Genomic DNA, 21,043 nt, shown 5'->3' with positions numbered 1-21,043 from the left:
GCCGCCAGTCGTCAGACTGTCGGACTTGCAACCTCCAGATTATTCAGCAGCCACTCGCTGAAGCTTCGCGCCAGCACATTGTTTTCACTGTCGCGATGGGTCAGCAAGGCCCAGTTCGGGCCGCGAATGGTTTGCTCCACCAAAGGTTGCAACAGCCCGTTGGCGCGCGCCTGCCGACTCAGTAATTGGCTGACCAGGGCGATACCGAGCCCCGAGCACGCGGCATCCAGCAGCAGGCCGGGGTCGGAGAAATTCAGCCCCTGATCTTTCTGGCCGACATCGATGCCGGCTTCTACTGCCCAGTGACTCCAGTCCATTTCTCGCTCGCCATGAAGGGTGGTGCGTTGCTCGCGTGGCACCGCCAACAGGCTCGGATGACAAGCCGGGTAGAGGCGGTCTGCGTGCAGCACCTTGAAGCTGCATTCGGCTTGAGAACTGATGTCGTCACGCACGGCGAGGTCGATGGTCTGGCTGATCATGTCCGGGACTTCATCGGTACTGAAAATCCACAGATCGACTTCCGGATGTTGACGGCGAAAATCCCCCAGGCGCGGCAGCAGCCAATGACGGGCGAACGCCGGAGTGGTGTTGAGCACCAGTTGATTGGGTTTCTGATACTGCCCAAGCCGGCGTATGCCGACGGCCAGTTGTTGCAACAGCGCCTGGGTGGTACTGAGCAGATCGTGACCCGCATCGGTCAGGCTGACGCTGCGGCCACTGCGAAAGAACAAGGGCTGTTCAAGGTACGCCTCAAGGCTGCGGATTTGCTGACTGATTGCCGATTGGGTGAGGTTCAGTTCGGCAGCAGCCTTGTGAAAACTGCCCAGCCGGGCAGCGGCTTCAAAGCCGCGAAGGGTGCTGAGAGGCGGCCAGTGCTTGAGCATACTGATAAGTTCCTCTAATCATTTATCTACAAAATCCATCGTTTGTTTGCCCGTTTTTACAGCCGTAGCATGCATGCCAAGACCGCCAAGGCAGTTTTAGTGAACACAATAACTTAACTAAAAGGGCTTTTTGTCATGCAGCAGAATGAAATTCGAAACAGTGGTTGGTGGATGCCGGCAGAGTGGGCCCGGCACGCCGCGACCTGGATGGTCTGGCCGCACAACAAGGCACTCTGGGAGTCGGGTTGGGGCGTCACATTGGCGCTGGTGCAAGAGGACTTTGCTCGTGTGGCCAACGCCATCGCCCGTTTCGAACCGGTGAAAATGGTCGTCGACCCATCTGCTGTCGCCAGTGCCCAAGCGTTGTGTGGGCCCAACATCGAATTGATTGAATTGGCGGTGAACGACAGTTGGTGTCGAGACTCCGGTCCAAGTTTCGTCTGCCACCCGCAACAAGGGTTGGGCGGTGTGAGCTGGCGCTTCAACGCGTGGGGCGGCAAGTCGGCCCATGATCTGGATGAAAGCCTGGCGCGCCGCGCACTCAATCACCAAGGCGTGCAATGCTTCGGCACACCCCTGAGTAACGAAGGCGGTGCCATTCATGTGGACGGCGAGGGCACGTTGATCACCACCGAATCTGTATTGCTCAACGCCAATCGCAACCCGGGCATGAGTAAGGCGCAGATGGAGGAAATCTTCACGCGTCTGCTGGGGGTGAAGAAGACCATCTGGCTGCCAGGTGATCCGGATCATGTAACCGGCGACATGACCGACGGCCATGTCGATGGCGTGTGCGCTTTCGCCCGCCCTGGTGTGCTACTGGTGGACGCCACTCACGACAAGCACTCGGTGTACGCCGAGGTGGTACGGGAAAACCGTCGTGCTTTGGAGCTGGCAACAGACGCCCAGGGCCGACAGTTTGAGCTGATCGAGTTGTATGAAGCGAGTGATGCCGTGGACACCGACGCCGAAGTGTTCTGTGCCTCCTACACCAACTTCTACATCGCCAACAACGCCATCATCATGCCGGCCTACGGCATCGATGCCGACCATGCGGCCGCGAAAGTGTTGGCTCAGGCTTTCCCCGAGCGCGAAGTGGTACCGGTGCGGATCAATCATCTGGCGCATGGCGGCGGCGGTGTGCACTGCATCACCCAGCAACAGCCCGCCTGGCCACTGGAGGGTTGATGTCATGACTTTGTTGACGATTGCCACTACTCAGATGCCATGCACCTGGGACTTGCAACACAACCTCGATCAGGCTGAACAGTTGGTGCGTGAGGCGGCGGCCAGGGGCGCCCAGGTCATCCTGCTGCAGGAACTGTTTGCCACACCGTATTTTTGTATCGAGCAAAATCACCAACACCTGGCGCTGGCCGAAGAATATCGAGACAGCCATGTACTCAAGCGCTTTGCCGCACTGGCCAGGGAGTTGGGGGTGGTGCTGCCGCTGAACTGGTTCGAGAAGGCGGGCAATGCGTACTTCAATTCCTTGAGCGTGGCCGATGCCGATGGGCGCTTGTTGGGTGTGTATCGCAAGACCCACATTCCCAACGCCATCGGTTATCAGGAGAAGGAATACTTCAGCCCCGGCGATACCGGTTTCCGTGTCTGGGACACGGCGTTTGGGCGCATCGGTGTGGGCATCTGCTGGGATCAGTGGTTCCCCGAGACCGCACGCTGCCTGGCGTTGATGGGCGCGCAAGTCTTGTTGTTTCCCACCGCCATTGGCTCTGAACCTGGCTGCGCAGCCCTGGATTCACGGGACCACTGGCAAATGACCATGCGCGGTCATGCGGCTGCCAACATCCTTCCGGTCGTGGCGGCCAATCGTGTCGGCCGAGAAGTGGCGACCACCGATCCGACCCTGCAGATGAGCTTCTACGGCTCGTCCTTTATCTGCAACCACAAGGGCAAATTGCTCGCCGAGGCCGACCGTGACAGCACCGGTGTGCTGGTGCACAGCCTGGACTTGACCGCGATGGGCGAAGAACGCCAGAGCTGGGGCATCTACCGCGACCGTCGCCCGGAGATGTACGGGGCGCTGTTAAGCCAGGACGGTCGTCACATCCATGCACGCTGGAATACTCAGGGGATTTGACATGCGCATTTGCAAAAAGCTGTTGATCGGCACCCTGGGATTGGCACTTGGCGGTGTCATGCCATCGCTGCACGCCGAGGAAAAAAACTTAAGGCTGTACAACTGGGCCGACTATTTCGCCGAGGACACCCTGACCCGATTCACCGCCGAAACCGGGATCAAAGTGATCTACGACGTCATGGATGGCAGTGAGACGCTGGAAGCCAAGATGCTCGCCGGTGGAAGCGGTTATGACCTGATCTTCCCCGGTGATACCGTTGCCGAACGCTTGATGCGCGCCGGCAGTCTGCTGCCGCTGGACCACTCAAAGCTCGCAGCTCTGGATGACATCGAACCCGGCTTGCAGAAGCTGCGTACCCATTATGTGCATTCGAGCCAGGCCACGGTTCCGTATACCTGGGGCACCATCGGCCTGACCTACAATGCCGAGCAGGTCAAACAGCGCATGCCGGATGCCCCGGTCAACAGCCTGGACATGCTGTTCAAACCGGAACTGGCCGCCAGGTTTGCCGATTGCGGTATCTCGATAATCGATTCGCCCGATGAAGTGTTGGCGGTGGTGCTCAATTACCTGGGCCGGGAGCCACGCAGCGCAAAGCCTGAGGACCTGGCCGCAGCGAGTGAGTTGCTGCTCAAGCTACGGCCATACATTCGCAAGTTCCAGTCGCAGCCGGTGACCGATCTGGTCAACGGCAACTTGTGCCTGTCGCTGGGTTACAGCGGGGACATGACCCAGGCGCAGCGGACGGCGGATACCGCGGGCAAGAAAACCACGTTCCAATACCGCATTCCCCGGGAAGGCACTACGGTGTGGATGGACACCATGGCGATTCCGGTTGACGCCAAACATCCGGAGTACGCCTATGCGTTTATCAACTTCGTCATGCGCCCGGAGAATATGGCCGCGATCAGTAACTTCACCGGCTACCCCACCTCCAACGCCAAGGCACGTCCGAGCGTCGACGCAATCATGCGCAACAACCCGGATATTTATCTCGACGAGGCCGCGTACGAACGGCTGATCCCTGGCAAGGACATTCCCCAGCCCGATATGCGGGCGCGCATGCGAACCTGGACCAAGTTCAAGACGGCCACCGTGAAATGAGTACATATTCCAAGGATCAACCCATGTCGACTCGTCGCGAGTTCATTAAGCAGGCTTCGATCGTTGCCGGTTTGGGCGCTGTCGCGTCCCTCGGACTGGGCCTGACACCTTTGCGCGTGCAAGCAGCCACTCAGGGCCGTTGGCGTATGCCCGATGAGGCCGACAAACACCAGCGCGCCTTCGTCGCTTTTGGCGCGCAGAAGGCTATCTGGAAAGATTTCACCCCTTATGTACAAGAAGCCATTGGCCTGATCGCGAGCACCATTGCCCGATATGAACCGGTGACGGTGTTTTGTCGCGAGCGCGAGCGGGATCTGGCCGAAGAACACTGCGGCACGGTCAATATCACTTACGTCACCACCGAACTCGACGATATCTGGATGCGTGATACCGGGGCCAACTTTGTCATCGACGGGGAGGGCGGGCTCGGCGCTGTGGATTTCAACTTCAATGGCTGGGGCAATAAACAGCGACATGCCGAGGATGCACAGTTGGCCGCTTTGGTTGCCCGCACCGTGGATGCCCGCCACATGCGCAGCGAGTTGGTGGGAGAGGGCGGTGGTATCGAAGTCGATGGTCACGGAACGGGGATCATGACCGAAAGCAGCTGGATCAATAGCAACCGCAACCCCGACTGGAGCAAGGCCGAGGTCGAACAAGAACTGAAAGCCCGTCTGGGCTTGCGCAAAATCATCTGGCTGCCGGGCATCAAGGGCAAGGACATCACTGACGCCCACGTCGATTTCTACGCCCGCTTCGTCAAGCCAGGCGTGGTGATCGCCAATCTCGACAACGACCCTGAGTCATACGACCACAACGTGACACTGGCCCACCTGGAAATTCTCAAACAGGCCACGGATGCCGACGGCCGCAAGCTGCAGGTGCACACAGTGTCGCCACCGCTCAATCCACGAAAGAGTCAGTTCAGTCGCAACAACCCGGACTTTGCCGCCGGCTACATCAACTACTTCGTCATCAACGGGGCGATCATTGCGCCCGAGTTCGGTGACCGGGCGGCCGATACCAAGGCCTTTGATCTATTGTCTGAACTCTATCCGGAACGTGAGGTGGTACAGCTCAACATCGACGCGATCGCCGCCGGTGGTGGCGGTATCCACTGTGTGACCAGTCACCAACCGCAGGCTTAGTCTGAACCCGCGCGTCGGCATGCCCTCGCATCCGCCGGCGCTGGTTAACGCTTCAGAGCTGCTTCGATTGCTGCGATGTCGATCTTGCCCATCCCCATCATGGCGTCGAACGCGCGCTTGGCCGCCGCTCGATCCGGATTGGCTATCGCGGCGGTCAGGATCCGTGGCGTGATCTGCCACGACAGCCCCCACTTGTCCTGGCACCAGCCGCATACATTTTCCTGACCGCCGTTGCCGACAATCGCGTTCCACAAACGGTCGGTTTCGGCCTGGTCGTCGGTCGCCACCTGGAACGAGAAAGCCTCGTTGTGCTTGACTCCCGGCCCGCCGTTCAGCCCGAGACAAGGGATGCCCATCACCGTGAACTCCACCGTCAGGACATCACCTTGTTTGCCCGCCGGATAGTCGCCAGGCGCGCGAAGGACCGCTCCCACCGCGCTGTCCGGGAACGTCTCGGCGTAGAACGTCGCAGCGTCCAGCGCAGTGCCGTCATACCAGAGACAAATCGTGTTCTTGCTGATCATCTTGGTTCTCCAGGGGATGGGGCAGACAGGTGCATTCTAGCAGTGCAGGCGACTGGGCTAATTCGGCAGCTTGTGTACCGTGGAGCGGGCCTTTGCAATGGGTTGGCCAAAAGCGGTCAGTCACATAGGACGTGTGGCGAAATACGCGCTAAACACCGTAATAGGGTTTCTCAAAAGATCAACGCTTTATTCCGCGAACAGCATTCCGACAATCCAATAACAAGTCATCCCGGAAGGGATTGATTTCCAGCAACTCCATTAGACTCACCAGCTCTTCAGCAGCAGTTCTGATCGGCCACCATTCGTCATGATCAAATATGAACCAATCATCACAGTGAAATGAAGCCTCAGTAAGGCTATCGCATAGCTTCCAGATGCCTTGTAGCCGTGTTCTGGTCTCCGTCGGTAACGCGTTGCCGCAGATTGAAAGAACCTCGTTCAACGGCAGTATCATTTCGGACCAGGCTTCACATGCCGGACAGTATGGGATTGCGTTACGCTGCGAGTCCGGGGTCAGTGCCAGGAATTGAAGGGCAGGGATTGCCTAACACACGGCGAGAACTCGCCTGTACTCATCCTGGCCGTACCACTCCCACAGTGTTGTTGAGAACCCCATCATCAGACTCCATAGAATCAATCCAGCCGAACTGCCCGCACTGGGAAGACATAACTCTATCAGTCAGTTCTTGCTTAGGTCGAACGACTGCTAAGGGGTGTGGATTCAACCCGTGGACGCAACAGGCAGCAACCGGCCCAGAGTGTGTAAAAACGCTCTGACCTCATTGTCTTGGAACATCGACCTTTGTTGGTTGAGCGATCGCACGGTCAATGCGGCGGGTCGCATCGGTCGCGACCTAGAACACGTCAATGCTGTTTTTACCGCCTCTGGGATGGGTCAAATCAGCCTTTTTATGCCAACAACGCCTTCATCAAACCGTGAGCGCCGATGATTTTCATGACCCGTTTCAAATTGTAGACGAGCACATTCAAGCTCATCTCTGTACTCACCCCGGCCAGCTTTCGCGTCAGGAAGTGCGTTGCACCCATCCACTGTTTGAGCGTCCCGAAGGGATGCTCAACAGTCCGTTTTCGGATTCGCATCATCTCCGGCGCGCTGCTCAACCGGCCCTGCATTTCTTCAAGTATTGCTTCATGCTCCCAGCGTCGGACTCGCCGTTCCGTGCTCGGTGTACATTGCGATTTCAAGGCACAGCCTTGGCATTTCGAACTCCAGTAACGATGCATCTTCAGGCCTTTTTCAACGCTAGAAAAACGCCAAATCAATGCCTCTCCAGCCGGACAAATGTATTTGTTCTTTGCCACGTCATAGATGAAGGCATCGTTATTGAAGCGCCCGTCAGCCTTGGCTCCAGAGGTCATCGGCTTGGGCACATAGGCGGTGATACCTGCATCGTAACAAGCCAGGATTTCTTCGCTTTTGAAGTAACCTCGGTCAGCCACTACCAACAACGTCTCTGACGCCATCGCCTCGCGGGCCTGCTTGGCCATCGAGCTGAGTTGATCGCGGTCGGAACCGACGTTGGTCACCTCATGCGCAACGATCAGATGGTGCTGAGTATCGACCGCTGTCTGCACGTTGTAGCCAACGATTCCCGTGCCGCGCGTCATCATGGAGCGGGCGTCTGGATCGGTCAGTGAGACCTGTTTATCCGGCGATTCGTTGAGCTGGATTTCAATCGCTTGAAGCTCCTTCATTTGAATGTTCAGCTTGGCGATTTTCTCTTCCAGCCGCACCGCACTGGGCTCGGAAGCTGTAGGTTCTTGCCGATCGGCAGTATCGAGTGCCGCCAGGTAACGGTTGATGCTCGATTCAATTTCTTCCATTCGCCGCTTCAGTTTGGCGCTGGTGAAATTGCGGTCGCGGTTGTTGACTGCTTTGAATTTACTACCATCGATGGCGACCAGATTTTCTCCAAGCAGTCCCAACTGCTGACACAGCACAACGAACTGGCGACAGACGCCTCGTATGGCCTTGCTGTTGTCTTTTCGGAAGTTCGCGATGGTCTTGAAGTCCGGCATCAAACGCCCGGTCAACCACATCAGCTCAATGTTGCGTTGAGCTTCTCGTTCCAGCCGCCGGCTCGACTGAATGCGGTTGAGGTAGCCGTAGATGTAGATCTTCAGCAGGATTGCAGGGTGGTAAGCAGGCCGGCCTGTGTCAGCAGGAATAGCACCGTCAAAACCCAGATTGACCAGGTCGAGTTCATCGACGAATACGTCGACTACGCGTACCGGATTGGTATCGTTGACGTAGTCGTCGAGGCTTTCGGGAAGTAAGGTGCCTTGGCCTCGATGTTCACCATGGATGAAGCGCTTCATGGGCGATCCCTGCGATGAAATCCTCAGAAATCATAGCAGGACTAACCGCGGTGTTTTGCTCAGACATTGATGCGTTTTTCGACCGCCTGTAGTTGTCTTACCGGGTCCCAACCACTCGGCGACGCTTGAGCTTTGCTCCACCAAAGCATTCCTTTAGAGATCCATAATTTCCGCAAATCAGCATGAGCAGATGTCGCGTCATCGTAGCCAAACTGCGTACCGCAGGACGGGCACATGCCAAACGAAGAGCAACCAACCTCGTCGTATGGAGGCTCTTTAAGCCCGGCGTATCCACAAACCGGACAAAGATATGAAACGTTGCCTGCAATCATCCAACCCCCAGATTTCTAGCCTCTAGCCCACGTTGTCGCCGTGCCTGCTGATCTCCGGAATCTTATACTGAATCTGAGCAACTGATGTCTGACCTAGGCTGAGTAGGACAAAACATTCCGGAGTGGAAGCGGCTAAGGGTTTTTACACTCTCTGGGCCAAAAGCAGCCGGTGGACGGAGCGATTGCTAATGAGTAGCTATGCTTGGTCTACTGCCGGAACTGATTGAGCAGATTGGGCTTTCCATCCATGGTGTATAAACCCCTTCAGCGGTCACCCGACTGTCACAATGCCCGGTCTAGTCAGGGTTAGACGACAGAACAAGGAATGTTATCCACCAAGCCCGTGAAGGTGTTATCACCCCACTTGGGGTCAATTTAGAGTTAGGCCCAAAGAGGAGTCCGCCATGACCGTAGTCGATCGCCTCAGGTATTTGCGCGTCGTTCTAGTTTTGGCTGGCCTCGCGTGCCTTGCTCTCTACCCACTTATGTTGTTCTGGCCATCCGGCTGGGCCTGGCACGTCGGTCACTCGGACTACCCGATGATGATCGTTGGCATCTACGCCACACTTGGCGTGTTCTTGATCCTGGCCGCACGTGATCCATTGGCCAATCTAAGCCTAATCTGGTTCACCGTGTGGTCTAGCGCCCTACACGGAGGAATCATGGCCGTCCAGGCGTTCACCCAGCCGGGGCAAATGGGGCATTTGGCAGGTGACGTGCCGGCGCTCTTCATCGTGGCGGTTGTCTTGGCCATCTTGACGCCCCGCTCGCAATTGGCCGCTCGGCCCCGGACACACAATGGGGCCTAAGAGCAGGTTTGACTGTCAGGATCGGGACGAAAATCGCGTTTCTACGAAAATTTTTGGTCTGTTTGATCAACCAAGCGCCGACAAATTTTACGTAGCAACGCAGTCTTCAAGACTGTGCCCGCGTTTTTTCACAGCCTGGGGCGTTTTCTGCCTGTCACGACTGAACAGTTTGGGCCGTTTTCAGTCGGTCGCGGGCAGGCTGAAAACGGCCAAAAGCTGCCCTTCCAGAAGGAGCGCTTACGACCCATAGGTGCCCTTGGCGGAGGGCTGCTAACGCTACACCGGGAACGAAAAAGCCCGCTGTTTTAGCGGGTTTTTCGTTTCCGGCGGTGATTACCAGTTCATGGCATACATCTCCGGTCTTGAGTGGGGGTCACTTCAAATGAACTTTCAGCTCTTCGCAAGCCTGCAGCATCGCAGAGCGTACCGCCGGAACCTGGCTGACCACGTTCAGCAAGCCGTAGTCATGGATCATGCCGTTGTAACGCACCGCAGTGACCGGCACGCCGGCTTGGTCCAGTTTGCGAGCGTAGGCTTCCCCTTCGTCACGCAGCACATCGGCACTCGCGGTCTGGACCAGCGCTGGCGGCAGGCCTTTCAACTGCTCAGTGGTAGCGCGCAACGGCGAGGCGTAGATCTCGGCACGTTGCTTAGGGTCGGTGGTGTAGTTGTCCCAGAACCACTTCATCATGTTCTTGGTGAGGAAGTGCCCCTCGGCGTACTGGTTGTACGACGCTGTCTCGAAGTTGGCGTCGGTCACTGGCCACAGCAGCACCTGGTACTTAATGGCCGGGGTACCTTTATCCTTGGCCATCAGGCTGACCACGGCTGCCATGTTGCCGCCGACGCTGTTGCCTGCTACCGCCAGGCGCTTACCGTCGACATTGATTTCCTTGCCGTGCTCGGCCACCCATTTGGTTGCCCCGTAGGCCTGGTTGATCGCCGTCGGGTAGTGCGCTTCAGGGGACGGGGTGTAATTGACGAACACCGCCACTGCCCCGGACCCGACGACCAGATCGCGCACCAGGCGCTCATGGGTCGGGAAGTCGCCGAGCACCCAGCCACCGCCGTGGAAGTACATGAACACAGGCAAGGCCCCCTTCACACCCGCCGGACGCACGATGGTCAAGCTGATGTCCTGGCCGTCGACGGTGATGGTCTTCTCGCTGACATCCACCTTGGGCAGTGTCAGTTTTACCCCGGCCTGAGCGCCGGTCAGTACCGCGCGGGCGTCCTTCGGCGAAAGCTGCTCGATGGGTTTACCACTGCCTGAGTTCAATGCATCGAGGAATGCCTGGGTGTTGTGTTCGACGCCAGAGTCAGCGAATGCGTTACCGATCGACAAGGCAAGGAGCGAGCCAACGAGTGTTTTGGTCAAAACGTTCATTTCATATCTCCTGTTTCTGGTGAGGCGGGAAGTTAGACGGTGACGTGCAGACGGACATCGACGTTGCCACGGGTTGCGTTGGAGTACGGGCACACTTGGTGGGCCGCCTCCACCAACGCTTGTGCATCGGCTTGCTCCAGGCCTGGCAGGTTGATGTTCAGGTCGATATCCAGGCCAAAGCCGCCTGGGATCTGGCCAATGCCGACCCGCGCAGTGATCGAGGCGTCGGCTGGAATGCTGCGTTTGCTCTGGCTGGCGACGAACTTCAGTGCACCGATGAAGCAGGCCGAGTAACCAGCGGCGAACAGTTGCTCAGGGTTGGTGGCATCATCACCGGCACCGCCCAATTCCTTCGGAGTGGCCAGTTTCACGTCGAGGTTCTTGTCGCTGGAGATGGCTCGGCCATCACGACCACCGGTTGCGGTTGCGACTGCGGTGTAGAGAACTTTCATGGCTTTCCTCACTTTTGAATGTCTTCGGGGGATTCTGTTAGCGATTTAAATGTTTGCGTTATAACGATGCGCAATAAATTGCCGCTAAAAAATTTAGCGCGCAAACTTTTTAAAAAATCGTCTGTAGCTGTAACAAATTGATTTTCAAGGGGGTTACACCTCAATCTGCTTGGGCTCGCCCGCGCGTTGATGATGCCTTACCGTCTCAAGCAACGACCGGAATCGGGCAGATTGCTTGTTGCTGCCAAGCCTTCGGTGTCATGCCTTCAGCCTTCACGAATGTACGGCAGAAGTGAGATTGATCGCTGAAGCCGCATTCCAGCGCGATCTCTGTGAGCAACTTCGTGGAAGCCTTCAATAACTCTCTGCTCTTCATGACCCGCTGTTCACGCAGCCATCGCTGCGGGGACATCCGGGTGCTTGCCTTGAACCTGCGTGAGAAATGACTACGCGACAATGCGCAAGCTTCGGCTAGTTCAGTCACTGAAATGCCGGTATCCAGCCTGTCCAGCATCAGTTGTTTGGCAGTTCTTATCTGCCAGGATTTGAGCTGCCCTGTCGAAGCCAGTGTGAGAGTCGCCAGCACGGTAGATTTGTCCTTGTTCATACACATCCATTAATCCAGGTAACAGGATGCGAGTGCCTGACTCGAACAGCGCTGGGCATTGGAAATCCTCAGAGGTTCCAGGCCAGGCTCGTTGACTCGGTTCAGTCGACTGCGCACCCTTCGCAAGTCTGTGAACAGCCCCCAGGGCAGGGGCTGGCGATGGCTCAGACAGATGCAGCGACAGGCGCCAAGGTGGGGCCATGCTGAACGCGCTCAGGCGCCTTGTGCACCATGGTGTAGGCGTAGTCGACGCCCATGCCATATGCACCAGAATGTTCCTTTACCAGTTCCATTACGGCGTCGTAGGTGTCGCGGTTCTTCCAGTCCCGTTGCCATTCCAGCAGCACCTGCTGCCAGGTCACCGGTACCACGCCGGCCTGGATCATGCGCTGCATGGCGTAATCGTGGGCTTCTTTGGTGGTGCCGCCGGAGGCGTCTGCAACCATATAGATTTCATAGCCGGCATCGTTCATTGCCGACAGGGCGAAGGTGGCATTGCATACCTCGGTCCACAAGCCGGAGACGATGATCTTGTTGCGACCATTTCTCTTGAGTGCGTCGCGTACCTTCTGATCATCCCAGGAATTCATGGAGGTGCGCTCCAGCAGCGGGGCGTCCGGGAACACAGCGAGTAGCTCGGGGTAGGTGTGACCTGAGAAGCTTTCTGTCTCAACCGTGGTGAAGGTGGTGGGGACATTAAAAATCTTCGCTGCCTTGGCCAAGGCAACGGTATTGTTTTTCAGCGTTTGCCGGTCAATGCTCTGAACGCCGAAGGCCATCTGTGGCTGCTGATCGATGAAGATCAGTTGGCTATTCAGCGGAGTCAGGACTTCAGTTTTAGGATTGCTCATTTTTGTTTCCTTTCGGCTTGATGATGTTCAATCGCACAAGTCTCGGGGCCCGCACTTTGCAGGCATTACCGTAGCTACGAGTGCGCTCCTCAGCGTCATTGCTTGAGGACGAGCAAAAGATAACGAAACAAGGCGCCTTTCGGTGGCGCATTTTTGCGCTCCTGTCGGCTCATTTATGAGCCATAAAATGCGCGATCGCGCTGCTAGCATTCGCCTACCCATTCGGATCAAGCCGGTCCCTCATGTGCAGGAGAATGCAATGACAGCTTCACAACCGTTCAACAAGCAGACCGCCTACTGGGGCGTTTCCTGGGAGGAGGCGTATGGCTATCCGCAGGCACGGCGGGTAGGAAACGAGATCTACGTATCAGGTCAATTCAACCATGACGAGGCAGGTAATCTGGTAGCCCCGGCGCCGCTGAACGCCGACGGTAAGCCCAGTGATTTCTCTTCGATGGGAGAGCAGATGCGGGTCTCTTACGACAACATTTCGAAGCTGCTCGCCTTGTATGGCGCAACTATGCAAGATGTTGTCGAGGAAACGCTTTATGTGCTGGACATGGACGCTGCGTTCGCGGTGGTCGGCAAAGTGCGCAAGGCGGCCTATGGCACTGAGCGGCCTCAGTGCGCGAGCAATATCATTGGGGTGTCGAGACTTGCCCAGCGTCCGCAGCTGATTGAGATCGTGTGCAAGGCCGTGATTGGCGCCCGAGACATCTGAGCTGCACTCCCGGTCTCGATTTAGGTGACCGGGAGTATCAATTGCCCCTCGACCAAGGGCTTTTGACTGGCCACGGCAGCGGCGCAGAAGGTCATGAATGCTTTGACTCGCCACGATTTTCGAATGTCCTGGTGAGTCAGCAGCCACAACTCATCCTGAAGCTCTGGCACCACCGGGCCGGCGCGTACCAACCCTGGGGTTATGTCGCCCAACATGCAGGGAAGGAATCCAAATCCCAGACCCGCCGCGATTGCAGCGCTTGCTGCTGCAACAGAATCGGTGCGGTACGCTATGCGCTCAGCAGCGACTCTGCTTTCGACATAGCTTGTCGCCTTCAAACCGCAGAGCGCTGAGGAGTATGACACCCATGCCTGGCCCTCTTCGAAAAGGGGCAAGGCAGTCATCTGCTTGGCACAGCAGTAAGGTGCCCAGGCAATGTTCGCCAGTTTACGACCCACCAGGCTTTCTGCAGGTTTTCTCGTCGCTCGAATCGCGATATCCGATTCATCCCGGGCGAGGCTAAGGGTTTCATTGCCCACCAGCACCTCGATGGAGATCCCCTCGTTCAGGGCCTTGAAGTCCGCGATGATGGGGGTGAAGAAGTACAGCAGCAGCGAGTCGCTGGTGGTAATTCGAAGTTTCCCGAGGGGGCCTTGGCCTGAACGTGAAACACGCCGCGTGACGCTGACGATATCCAGCTCCACTCGCTCGGCGAGTGCTCGCAATTCAGCACCTTCGGCGGTGAGCAGATACCCTGATTTGCGGTGATCGAACAGCGCGATGCCGAGCGTTCGCTCAACTTGAGCAACTCGGCGCGAAACGGTGGATACATTGATGCCAAGCTTCTTGGCCGTAGCCGAACGATTGCCGCAATCACTGAGCGTCTTGATGATGCGCAAGTCGTCCCACGAGAGCTGATTGACAGCCTCACCTACGTCCCACTTCGTCCCGTCAGGGGCAGCCGGAGCTTTTCCAGTTGGCGATTTCACACAGTTCGTTCCAGATGCAAAGGTGCTGATGATACGAGAAGGGGTTGGGTGAAGCAGCCACATTGTTCCGGCGATTGGTTGAAAACTGTTATGCCGACTGGCTGCCATGGGTCGTTTTCTGCCGGTCGTGACTGACTGAAATCGACCCGAAGCAATCACTCGGCAAGAACGGTTTCTGGCCCGAAGAGGCCCGGCGCGCTGTATGTACCTATTCTCGGCTGTGCTTGGCGCCCGCCCATCTTTCGGCGAAACGGAAGAGAGGAATAAAAACGTCATTTAGCTCTCTCCCTAACTTGCTGAGGGAGTAGCCATCCTTATCTAGGCAGATAAGGCCTGCTTCACGCAATTCATGGATTCTGGCTTGCAAGACCGTCGGTGAAATCTCCCCAGCCGCACTCCTTAAGGCCCTGGAACTCAGCGCCCCGTCGCGAAGCTCCCACAGTATCCGCATTGCCCACCGCCGCCCAAGAAGGTCGAGTAGCGCCATGATTGGACGCTTTTTGCTGCTTATTGACACTGCGAATTGCTGCTCATTGACCATGCGAATTGACCTTGCCTTGCTATTAATTCAGTAGCGATTATCGGTTTTCGCTACACATTCGATAGCATGGAGGATACACGATGTCTCGAATCACCCCGCTGGAAAAGCCATACCCCGATGAGCTTCAAGCGTTCTTTGATCGACTACTTGGGCCGAATGTCCCTCCTCTCGTCCTCTTCACCACCATCGCGAGTAGTGAGCGCGCTTGGCGTAAGTTTCGTGGTGGTTCGTTGCTCGACGGGGAATTGCTCACACTCCGCCAACGGGAGCTGGTTATTGATAGGACTTGTGCCCGTACCGGCTGCGAGTACGAATGGGGCGTCCATATTCTTGGGTTTTCTCAGGCCGCCGGGCTTAGCAAGGAGCAGATCGCAGGCACACTGGAATACCCGCTCCAGTGCGATAAATGGCAAGACGACGAGATTGCATTGATGGAGACAGTAGATGCACTGCATGACCGCGCGACGCTTACCGACGAGGAGTTTGCCAAGCTGCGTGAGCACTTCGACAGCAATCAGATTCTAGAAGTCCTGATGCTCGCAGGCTTCTACCGTACCGTCTCGTACATTGCCAATGGCCTCAAGTTGCCGTTGGAGGCAATGGCCGCCCGATTCAGCCAGTTTCAAAGCTGACGGAGCCTGGATCCGAGTCATCTGGGAACGGCGCTAGTGCTGATCATTGGCGCAGCGTCACCCGGTGTCCGCTTGCATTGTGGTGGTTGTCTAGTCGATATCAGCCGGTTTCGACAGGCAGCTAATGGCCGCTGCCCGTCGCAAGAGGAAGCCTTCAACCCAAATCTGCCGGCTACTGACTCTCATCGGTGACTGTGCGTTACGACCGTCACGACTGGCATCTCGCCAGAAGCAGACGGTCGTGAATGACTTCATCCGCAGCGGATCACCGTCGTCCGGTCCGGGTGCTCACATCTACCCACACGGCCAACACCAGAATGCTGCCCTTGACGATCATCTGCCAATAACTGTCGACGTCGAGCATGGACATGCCGTTGTCCAGGCTGGTGATGACCAGCGCGCCGAGGAGGGCGCCGTAGACAGTACCGGAGCCACCGCGCATGGAGGTGCCGCCGATGAAGCAGGCGGCGATGGCGTCGAGTTCGTCCATGCTGCCGGCCGAGGGTGAACCGGCGGCAAGACGCGCGGTGTTGACCACGCCGGCGAGCGCGCACATCACGCCCATGATCCCGAAAATCCACAGCTTCACGGCCTGTACGTTGATACCGGACAGGCGCGTGGCCTCCATGTTGCTGCCCACGGAATAGACGCGTCGGCCGAAGACGGTCTGACTGGTCACGTAGCTGAACCCGCCCAGCAGGATCAGCAGAAGCAGGACCGGCACGGGAATGCCGTCATAGCTGTTGAGGGTCTGGACGAAGCCGGCCAGCACCGCGCCGATCAGCAGCACGCGTACGACGTCACGCACCAGTGAATGTGCCGCCAGGCCGTGAAGGGCGCGATTGCGCCGTTGTTTCCAGGTCAGGAACAACGTCAGTGCGAACAGCAGAACGCCCAGGCCCGTGCCGATCGTGTGTGGCAAATAACCCTGGCCAATGTAGACGAACTCCGGCGACACCGGGGCGATGGTCGTGCCGCCGGTAATCCCCAGCAAAATGCCTCGGAAAGCCAGCATACCCCCCAGCCCCACGATGAAAGACGGAATGCGCAGGTAGGCGGCCATGTAGCCGTTGGCGAGGCCGATCAGCAGTCCGCACAGGACGACAAGGCTCAGGTTCGCCAGCAGCGGTATGTGGTAGATAACGTCGAGAATCGCCGCGACGCCACCGAGCAGGCCCAGCAATGAGCCGACCGACAAATCGATCTCGCCGCTGATGATGACCAGCACCATACCGCAGGCGAGAATCCCGGTAATGGACATCTGGCGCAGCAGATTGGAGAGGTTGCGTGGTGTCAGGAATCCGCCCTCGGTCTGCCAGCTGAAGAACAGCCAGATAAACGCCACGGCAAACACCAGCGCGAGCATCTTGTAGCGGGTGAAGAGTTGTTTGACCTGATTCATTTACGCGGATTTCCGATCTTTATTGTTATGCCTGTCAGGCTGGCTGAGTGCGGCGGCGAGCACCTGTTCCTGAGTGAGTTCATGGTTGATGAAGTCGCCCTGCAACCGGCCTTCGCCGATCACCAGTACGCGGTCGGAAACGCCGAGCACTTCGGCCAGCTCCGAAGACACCATGATGATCGACACGCCTTCGGCCGCCAGCGCGCCCATCAACTTGTAGATCTCGTACTTGGCGCCGACATCCACACCTCGGGTGGGCTCATCGAGAATCAGCACCCGGGGTTTGGTCAGCAGCATCTTCGCCAATACGGCTTTTTGTTGATTGCCGCCGGACAGACTGGTGATCGGCAGGAACGGGCTCGCGGTCTTGAGGTGCAGGCGCGAAATTTCTCGATCGATGCAGCCCAGTTCGGCTTCGGCATCGATGCGGGTCAGCTTCGAGTAACTGTCCAGCACGGCCAGGGTGATGTTCTGGCCGACTCCCAGGTCTGGAATGATGCCCTGGCGCTTGCGGTCCTCGGGCACCAGGCACAGGCCGGCACGGATTGATTTGAGCGGCGTGCGGGTGTCGATGAGTTGGCCATCCAGCCAGACTTCGCCTTCGTGGCGACCGGGGTAGGCGCCGAACAGCGCGGTCACCAGTTCGGTGCGGCCTGCACCGACCAGCCCGGCGATGCCGAGGATTTCCCCGCGTTTGAGGCTGAACGAAATATCGTCGACCCGTTTGCGCCTGGGGTTGTCGACGTCGTAGCAGGTGATGTGGCGGGCTTCGAAAATCACCTCGCCAATGTCGTGTGGCTCGGTGGGGTAGAGGTTGCTCATTTCCCGTCCGACCATCTGGGTGATGATCTGTGGAATATCCATGTCCGCCATGGCGGTCGTGGCGATGTGTTTGCCGTCGCGGATCACCGAAATGGTGTCGCACACAGCGGCCACTTCATCGAGCTTGTGGGAGATGTAGACACAGGCAACACCCTTGGCCTTGAGGTCGCGGATGATGTCCAGCAACACTTCGATTTCCGAACGGGTCAGGGCCGATGAAGGCTCGTCGAGGATTAGCAGGCGCGCGCGCTTGTTCAGTGCCTTGGCGATTTCCACCAGTTGCTGATAGCCGCCGCCGTACTGCGAAACAGGCAGCGATACGTTCATGTCCGGCACTTTCAGTTCACGCATCAGGGCTTCGGCGCGGTGGATCATCGCCGGGTAATTCATCCGCCCACCAGGCAGCGTCAGTTCATGGCCCATGAAAATGTTCTCGGCCACCGACAGGTCGGGAACCAGCGTCAGCTCCTGGTGAATGATGACGATACCGGCGGCTTCCGTTTCGCTGATCGATTGCGCCTTGAGCGGTTGACCGTCCCAGAGGATTTCACCGTCCCAGGTGCCATGGGGGTACACCGCGGAAAGGATCTTCATCAGCGTGGACTTGCCGGCGCCATTCTCGCCGCACAGCCCGACGCACTCACCCGGCTTGACCTTGATGTCGATGCCATTGAGCGCTTTGACACCGTCGAAGGTTTTGACGATACCGTTCATTTGCAGCAGATAGTCGGACATGGCAGAGACTCATAAGCGGCACGTACGAGGCTGGTCCCGCAGGAGCGAGCTCCTGCGGGGGCATTACGGAGTGATGATCACTTTCCGGCAATCTGCGCCTTGGTGTAGAACCCGTCCTGTTCCAGCAGGTCGATGTTGTCCTTGGTCAACGGAGTCGGAGTGAGCAGGATGGTGTCGACTTTTTTGCTGCCGTTGTCGTACTGCGAGCTGTAGGCGGGTTTCTCGTTACGCGCCAGTTGCACCGAGAGCTTGGCGGCTTCGGAGGCGATGAGTTTCAGCGGCTTGTACACGGTCATGGTTTGAGTGCCAGCGATCACTCGCTTGACCGCTGCGAGGTCCGCGTCCTGCCCCGAAATCGGCACCTTGCCGGCCAGTTGCTGAGCGGCCAGGGCCTGGATGGCGCCGCCTGCCGTGGCGTCGTTGGAGGCGACGATTCCATCGATTTTGTTGGCGTTACGGGTCAAGGCGTTTTCAACAATGCTCAGCGCTTCGGTAGGGTTCCATTCCTTCACCCATTGTTGGCCGACGATCTTGATATCACCTTTGTCGATGGCCGGTTGCAGCACTTTCATCTGACCTTCGCGCAGGACTTTTGCGTTGTTGTCGGTGGGCGCACCACCGAGCAGGAAGTAATTGCCCTTGGGCGCTGCGTGCAGCACGCCGCTGGCCTGCATCTCGCCGACCTTTTCGTTATCGAAGGAAATGTAGGCGTCGATATCCGCGTTGAGTATCAGACGGTCATAGGACACGACCTTGATTCCGGCTTTCTTCGCTTCGGCCACTGCATTGGTCAGGACCGTGGCGTTGAACGGCACGATGACGATCACATCGACGCCACGGGAAATGAGGTTTTCGATTTGCGAAATCTGCTTTTGCTCGTTGGCATCGGCCGACTGTACGAAGACCTTGGCGTCCATTTTCTCCGCCGCCGCAACGAAGTAATCGCGGTCACGTGACCAGCGTTCCAACCGCAGATCATCAATGGAGAAACCGATTTTCGGATGGGCAGCATCGGCCATCACCGGCAGCGACAGCAGAGCCAGGGCGCTGGCAAATAGCGCGCGTTTTACGTTCTTCATGGTGGTGCGTCCTTTTATTTTTGTTTGAAAGACACGGCCTGACGATGAGTATCGGGCTGGGAGAACTGTAGAGAATCGGCAGACGCAACGGACTACAGATTTGTCGCGCAAATGTCACAGCGCCCGCAGTCACCGTTGGCGATCAGCGATAGATAAACCGGTTGACGACGTTTTCGAGCATCTCCTGCCTGCCGCTGACGGCCTGCGGATTCAGCTCGTTGGCGAAAGCGTGTTCGGCCAATGACTGGAGGTTGAACTCACCCGCCAGCACCGCCTGCCCGAACGGCTGCTGCCAGCCGGCGTAGCGTTGATCCTTGAACAGCTGAAGCTGGTCGTTCTGCACCATGGCGGCTGCCCGCTCCAGGGATTGGGCGAGGACGTCCATTGCGCCGACGTGACCATGGAACAGATCGATTTCATCGAGGCTCTGGCGGCGAACCTTGGAGTCGAAGTTGAACCCGCCATTCTTGAACCCGCCGGCCTTGAGAATTTCATAGGTGACCAGGGTCATTTCTTCGACGCTGTTGGGGAATTGATCGGTGTCCCAGCCGTTTTGCGGATCACCGCGGTTGGCGTCGATGCTGCCGAAAATCCCCAGCGAGACGGCCGTCGCAATCTCGTGATGAAAGCTATGACCGGCCAGGGTCGCGTGGTTGGCCTCGATGTTGACCTTGATTTCCTTTTCCAGGCCGAACTGCTGGAGAAAGCCAAACACGGTGGCGCTGTCGTAATCGTATTGGTGCTTGGTCGGCTCCTGCGGCTTGGGTTCGATCAGCAGGTCGCCTTTGAAACCGATCTTGTGCTTGTGCTCGACCACCATGCGCATGAAGCGGCCCAGTTGTTCGCGTTCACGTTTCAAGTCGGTGTTGAGCAGGGTTTCGTAGCCTTCGCGACCGCCCCACAACACGTAGTTGGACCCTTTCAGGCGTTGGGTCGCGTTCATGGCGCTGAATACCTGGGCAGCAGCGCAGGCGAACACTTCAGGGTCCGGGTTGCTGGCGGCGCCTGCGGCAAAGCGCGGGTTGCTGAAGCAGTTGGCAGTTCCCCACAGCAGCTTGATCCCGGTTTCTTCCTGGTGTCGCTCCAGGTGATCAATCATTTGCGCGAAGTGGTTGCGGTACTCCTTCAGCGAATTGCCTTCCGGGGCGACATCCGTGTCATGGAAGCAGTAATAGTCGATACCTAATTTGGAGAAGAACTCGAACGCGGCTGCCGCCTTGCCAATGGCCAGCTCCATCGGGTCGCCGGCGTGTTGCCACGGGCGCTTGAAAGTACCTGCACCGAACACATCCGAACCCGGCCAGACGAAGGTGTGCCAGTAACAGGCGGCCATGCGCAGGTGTTCGCGCATGGGTTTGCCGAGGATGATTTTGTCGGCGTCGTAGTGACGGAAGGCGAGGGGAGAATCGCTGGCAGGGCCTTCGTAGCGGATCCGGTCGACATCGGGGAAGTACGGCATTGGCAATGTCCTTGTTGTTCTTGGGCGTGTCTCGATACTAACAACGGCCCCGTGCCTGCTGATTATGAAAATCACCAACAGCGGGTGCGATTTTGCGTATTGAGATTCGCCGTCTGCACGCCT

Annotated in this window: 20 protein-coding genes; 7 read left to right on the top strand and 13 right to left on the bottom strand. The window is 57.6% G+C overall.

Annotation, left to right across the window (positions count from 1 at the left end):
- Positions 1–11: 11 nt before the first annotated feature.
- Positions 12–884: a LysR substrate-binding domain-containing protein gene (locus ACEN9A_RS17980; protein WP_258669030.1), complete on the bottom strand. Its 873-nt coding sequence runs from the start codon at positions 882–884 to the stop codon at positions 12–14.
- A 135-nt stretch (positions 885–1,019) separates the two neighbouring features.
- Between ACEN9A_RS17980 and ACEN9A_RS17975 the strand changes: the two genes are divergently transcribed.
- Genes ACEN9A_RS17975 through ACEN9A_RS17960 form a run of 4 tightly spaced genes read left to right on the top strand, consistent with a single transcriptional unit; the run spans position 1,020 to position 5,238 of the window.
- On the top strand, positions 1,020–2,072 hold the full coding sequence (locus ACEN9A_RS17975) for an agmatine deiminase family protein (RefSeq protein WP_258669027.1): 1,053 nt from the start codon (positions 1,020–1,022) through the stop codon (positions 2,070–2,072).
- A gap of 4 nt (positions 2,073–2,076) precedes the next feature.
- Positions 2,077–2,985, top strand: coding sequence for an N-carbamoylputrescine amidase (gene aguB / locus ACEN9A_RS17970; RefSeq protein WP_258669026.1), 909 nt, complete (start codon positions 2,077–2,079; stop codon positions 2,983–2,985).
- Position 2,986: 1 nt separating this feature from the next.
- Positions 2,987–4,090, top strand: coding sequence for an extracellular solute-binding protein (locus tag ACEN9A_RS17965; RefSeq protein WP_258669025.1), 1,104 nt, complete (start codon positions 2,987–2,989; stop codon positions 4,088–4,090).
- A 23-nt stretch (positions 4,091–4,113) separates the two neighbouring features.
- Positions 4,114–5,238: an agmatine deiminase family protein gene (locus tag ACEN9A_RS17960; RefSeq protein ID WP_258669024.1), complete on the top strand. Its 1,125-nt coding sequence runs from the start codon at positions 4,114–4,116 to the stop codon at positions 5,236–5,238.
- Positions 5,239–5,282: 44 nt separating this feature from the next.
- Here the strand turns inward: ACEN9A_RS17960 and ACEN9A_RS17955 are convergent, their stop codons facing one another.
- Both ACEN9A_RS17955 and ACEN9A_RS17950 read right to left on the bottom strand, forming a co-directional pair.
- Positions 5,283–5,762 (bottom strand): VOC family protein, encoded by a 480-nt coding sequence (locus ACEN9A_RS17955; protein WP_258669023.1) that lies wholly within the window; start codon positions 5,760–5,762, stop codon positions 5,283–5,285.
- A gap of 909 nt (positions 5,763–6,671) precedes the next feature.
- Positions 6,672–8,102: an IS1182 family transposase gene (locus tag ACEN9A_RS17950; protein ID WP_258669020.1), complete on the bottom strand. Its 1,431-nt coding sequence runs from the start codon at positions 8,100–8,102 to the stop codon at positions 6,672–6,674.
- Between the two features lie 736 nt (positions 8,103–8,838).
- On the opposite strand from ACEN9A_RS17950, the gene ACEN9A_RS17945 reads away from it, so the two are divergent.
- Positions 8,839–9,243 (top strand): DUF6632 domain-containing protein, encoded by a 405-nt coding sequence (locus ACEN9A_RS17945; protein WP_258669018.1) that lies wholly within the window; start codon positions 8,839–8,841, stop codon positions 9,241–9,243.
- 373 nt (positions 9,244–9,616) lie between these two features.
- On the opposite strand, the gene ACEN9A_RS17940 is transcribed toward ACEN9A_RS17945, so the two are convergent.
- The 4 genes from ACEN9A_RS17940 to ACEN9A_RS17925 all read right to left on the bottom strand — a co-directional run bounded on the left by ACEN9A_RS17940 (position 9,617) and on the right by ACEN9A_RS17925 (position 12,540).
- Positions 9,617–10,630, bottom strand: a complete 1,014-nt coding sequence (locus tag ACEN9A_RS17940; protein WP_258669013.1) for an alpha/beta hydrolase — start codon at positions 10,628–10,630, stop codon at positions 9,617–9,619.
- A gap of 32 nt (positions 10,631–10,662) precedes the next feature.
- The gene (locus ACEN9A_RS17935; protein WP_258669011.1) at positions 10,663–11,082 is read right to left on the bottom strand and encodes an organic hydroperoxide resistance protein; all 420 of its coding nucleotides are present in this window, start codon (positions 11,080–11,082) and stop codon (positions 10,663–10,665) included.
- 205 nt (positions 11,083–11,287) lie between these two features.
- Positions 11,288–11,689, bottom strand: coding sequence for a helix-turn-helix domain-containing protein (locus tag ACEN9A_RS17930; RefSeq protein WP_258669009.1), 402 nt, complete (start codon positions 11,687–11,689; stop codon positions 11,288–11,290).
- A gap of 164 nt (positions 11,690–11,853) precedes the next feature.
- Positions 11,854–12,540 carry a hydrolase gene (locus ACEN9A_RS17925; RefSeq protein ID WP_008020170.1) on the bottom strand — a complete coding sequence of 229 codons (687 nt, stop codon included), beginning with the start codon at positions 12,538–12,540 and terminating at the stop codon, positions 11,854–11,856.
- A gap of 259 nt (positions 12,541–12,799) precedes the next feature.
- Between ACEN9A_RS17925 and ACEN9A_RS17920 the strand changes: the two genes are divergently transcribed.
- Positions 12,800–13,261, top strand: a complete 462-nt coding sequence (locus ACEN9A_RS17920) for a RidA family protein (RefSeq protein ID WP_258669004.1) — start codon at positions 12,800–12,802, stop codon at positions 13,259–13,261.
- A gap of 20 nt (positions 13,262–13,281) precedes the next feature.
- On the opposite strand, the gene ACEN9A_RS17915 is transcribed toward ACEN9A_RS17920, so the two are convergent.
- Complete coding sequence (locus ACEN9A_RS17915) at positions 13,282–14,250, bottom strand: LysR family transcriptional regulator (protein WP_008020168.1); 969 nt, start codon at positions 14,248–14,250, stop codon at positions 13,282–13,284.
- 208 nt (positions 14,251–14,458) lie between these two features.
- On the bottom strand, positions 14,459–14,737 hold the full coding sequence (locus ACEN9A_RS17910; RefSeq protein WP_258674196.1) for a winged helix-turn-helix transcriptional regulator: 279 nt from the start codon (positions 14,735–14,737) through the stop codon (positions 14,459–14,461).
- A gap of 134 nt (positions 14,738–14,871) precedes the next feature.
- Here ACEN9A_RS17910 and ACEN9A_RS17905 point away from each other — a divergent pair, with 134 nt between their 5' ends.
- Positions 14,872–15,423 carry a carboxymuconolactone decarboxylase family protein gene (locus tag ACEN9A_RS17905; RefSeq protein WP_258668998.1) on the top strand — a complete coding sequence of 184 codons (552 nt, stop codon included), beginning with the start codon at positions 14,872–14,874 and terminating at the stop codon, positions 15,421–15,423.
- 265 nt (positions 15,424–15,688) lie between these two features.
- On the opposite strand, the gene ACEN9A_RS17900 is transcribed toward ACEN9A_RS17905, so the two are convergent.
- The 4 genes from ACEN9A_RS17900 to xylA all read right to left on the bottom strand — a co-directional run bounded on the left by ACEN9A_RS17900 (position 15,689) and on the right by xylA (position 20,920).
- Positions 15,689–16,825 carry a sugar ABC transporter permease gene (locus ACEN9A_RS17900; RefSeq protein ID WP_258668994.1) on the bottom strand — a complete coding sequence of 379 codons (1,137 nt, stop codon included), beginning with the start codon at positions 16,823–16,825 and terminating at the stop codon, positions 15,689–15,691.
- Positions 16,826–18,382 (bottom strand): D-xylose ABC transporter ATP-binding protein, encoded by a 1,557-nt coding sequence (gene xylG, locus ACEN9A_RS17895; RefSeq protein ID WP_258668991.1) that lies wholly within the window; start codon positions 18,380–18,382, stop codon positions 16,826–16,828. It abuts the gene before it with no gap.
- A gap of 77 nt (positions 18,383–18,459) precedes the next feature.
- Complete coding sequence (gene xylF, locus ACEN9A_RS17890; protein WP_019648608.1) at positions 18,460–19,461, bottom strand: D-xylose ABC transporter substrate-binding protein; 1,002 nt, start codon at positions 19,459–19,461, stop codon at positions 18,460–18,462.
- Positions 19,462–19,603: 142 nt separating this feature from the next.
- Entirely contained in the window at positions 19,604–20,920 is a 1,317-nt protein-coding gene (gene xylA / locus ACEN9A_RS17885) for a xylose isomerase (protein WP_258668986.1), read from the bottom strand.
- Between the last annotated feature and the right edge of the window lie 123 nt (positions 20,921–21,043).

The organism is Pseudomonas sp. Pseusp18, from assembly GCF_059506005.1.
The sequence above is the reverse complement of the archived record's forward strand: the minus strand, read 5'-3'. Positions and strand labels throughout refer to the sequence as shown.

Excerpts from the sequence above, each read along its gene's own strand:
- xylA (WP_258668986.1), bottom strand. The coding sequence starts at position 20,920 with ATGCCGTACTTCCCCGATGTCGACCGGATCCGCTACGAAGGCCCTGCC.
- ACEN9A_RS17900 (WP_258668994.1), bottom strand. The coding sequence starts at position 16,825 with ATGAATCAGGTCAAACAACTCTTCACCCGCTACAAGATGCTCGCGCTG.
- ACEN9A_RS17980 (WP_258669030.1), bottom strand. The coding sequence starts at position 884 with ATGCTCAAGCACTGGCCGCCTCTCAGCACCCTTCGCGGCTTTGAAGCC.
- ACEN9A_RS17975 (WP_258669027.1), top strand. The coding sequence starts at position 1,020 with ATGCAGCAGAATGAAATTCGAAACAGTGGTTGGTGGATGCCGGCAGAG.
- ACEN9A_RS17910 (WP_258674196.1), bottom strand. The coding sequence starts at position 14,737 with ATGGCGCTACTCGACCTTCTTGGGCGGCGGTGGGCAATGCGGATACTG.
- ACEN9A_RS17955 (WP_258669023.1), bottom strand. The coding sequence starts at position 5,762 with ATGATCAGCAAGAACACGATTTGTCTCTGGTATGACGGCACTGCGCTG.
- ACEN9A_RS17920 (WP_258669004.1), top strand. The coding sequence starts at position 12,800 with ATGACAGCTTCACAACCGTTCAACAAGCAGACCGCCTACTGGGGCGTT.
- ACEN9A_RS17960 (WP_258669024.1), top strand. The coding sequence starts at position 4,114 with ATGTCGACTCGTCGCGAGTTCATTAAGCAGGCTTCGATCGTTGCCGGT.
- xylG (WP_258668991.1), bottom strand. The coding sequence starts at position 18,382 with ATGTCCGACTATCTGCTGCAAATGAACGGTATCGTCAAAACCTTCGAC.
- xylF (WP_019648608.1), bottom strand. The coding sequence starts at position 19,461 with ATGAAGAACGTAAAACGCGCGCTATTTGCCAGCGCCCTGGCTCTGCTG.
- ACEN9A_RS17925 (WP_008020170.1), bottom strand. The coding sequence starts at position 12,540 with ATGAGCAATCCTAAAACTGAAGTCCTGACTCCGCTGAATAGCCAACTG.
- ACEN9A_RS17905 (WP_258668998.1), top strand. The coding sequence starts at position 14,872 with ATGTCTCGAATCACCCCGCTGGAAAAGCCATACCCCGATGAGCTTCAA.
- aguB (WP_258669026.1), top strand. The coding sequence starts at position 2,077 with ATGACTTTGTTGACGATTGCCACTACTCAGATGCCATGCACCTGGGAC.
- ACEN9A_RS17930 (WP_258669009.1), bottom strand. The coding sequence starts at position 11,689 with ATGAACAAGGACAAATCTACCGTGCTGGCGACTCTCACACTGGCTTCG.
- ACEN9A_RS17945 (WP_258669018.1), top strand. The coding sequence starts at position 8,839 with ATGACCGTAGTCGATCGCCTCAGGTATTTGCGCGTCGTTCTAGTTTTG.
- ACEN9A_RS17950 (WP_258669020.1), bottom strand. The coding sequence starts at position 8,102 with ATGAAGCGCTTCATCCATGGTGAACATCGAGGCCAAGGCACCTTACTT.
- ACEN9A_RS17935 (WP_258669011.1), bottom strand. The coding sequence starts at position 11,082 with ATGAAAGTTCTCTACACCGCAGTCGCAACCGCAACCGGTGGTCGTGAT.
- ACEN9A_RS17965 (WP_258669025.1), top strand. The coding sequence starts at position 2,987 with ATGCGCATTTGCAAAAAGCTGTTGATCGGCACCCTGGGATTGGCACTT.
- ACEN9A_RS17940 (WP_258669013.1), bottom strand. The coding sequence starts at position 10,630 with ATGAACGTTTTGACCAAAACACTCGTTGGCTCGCTCCTTGCCTTGTCG.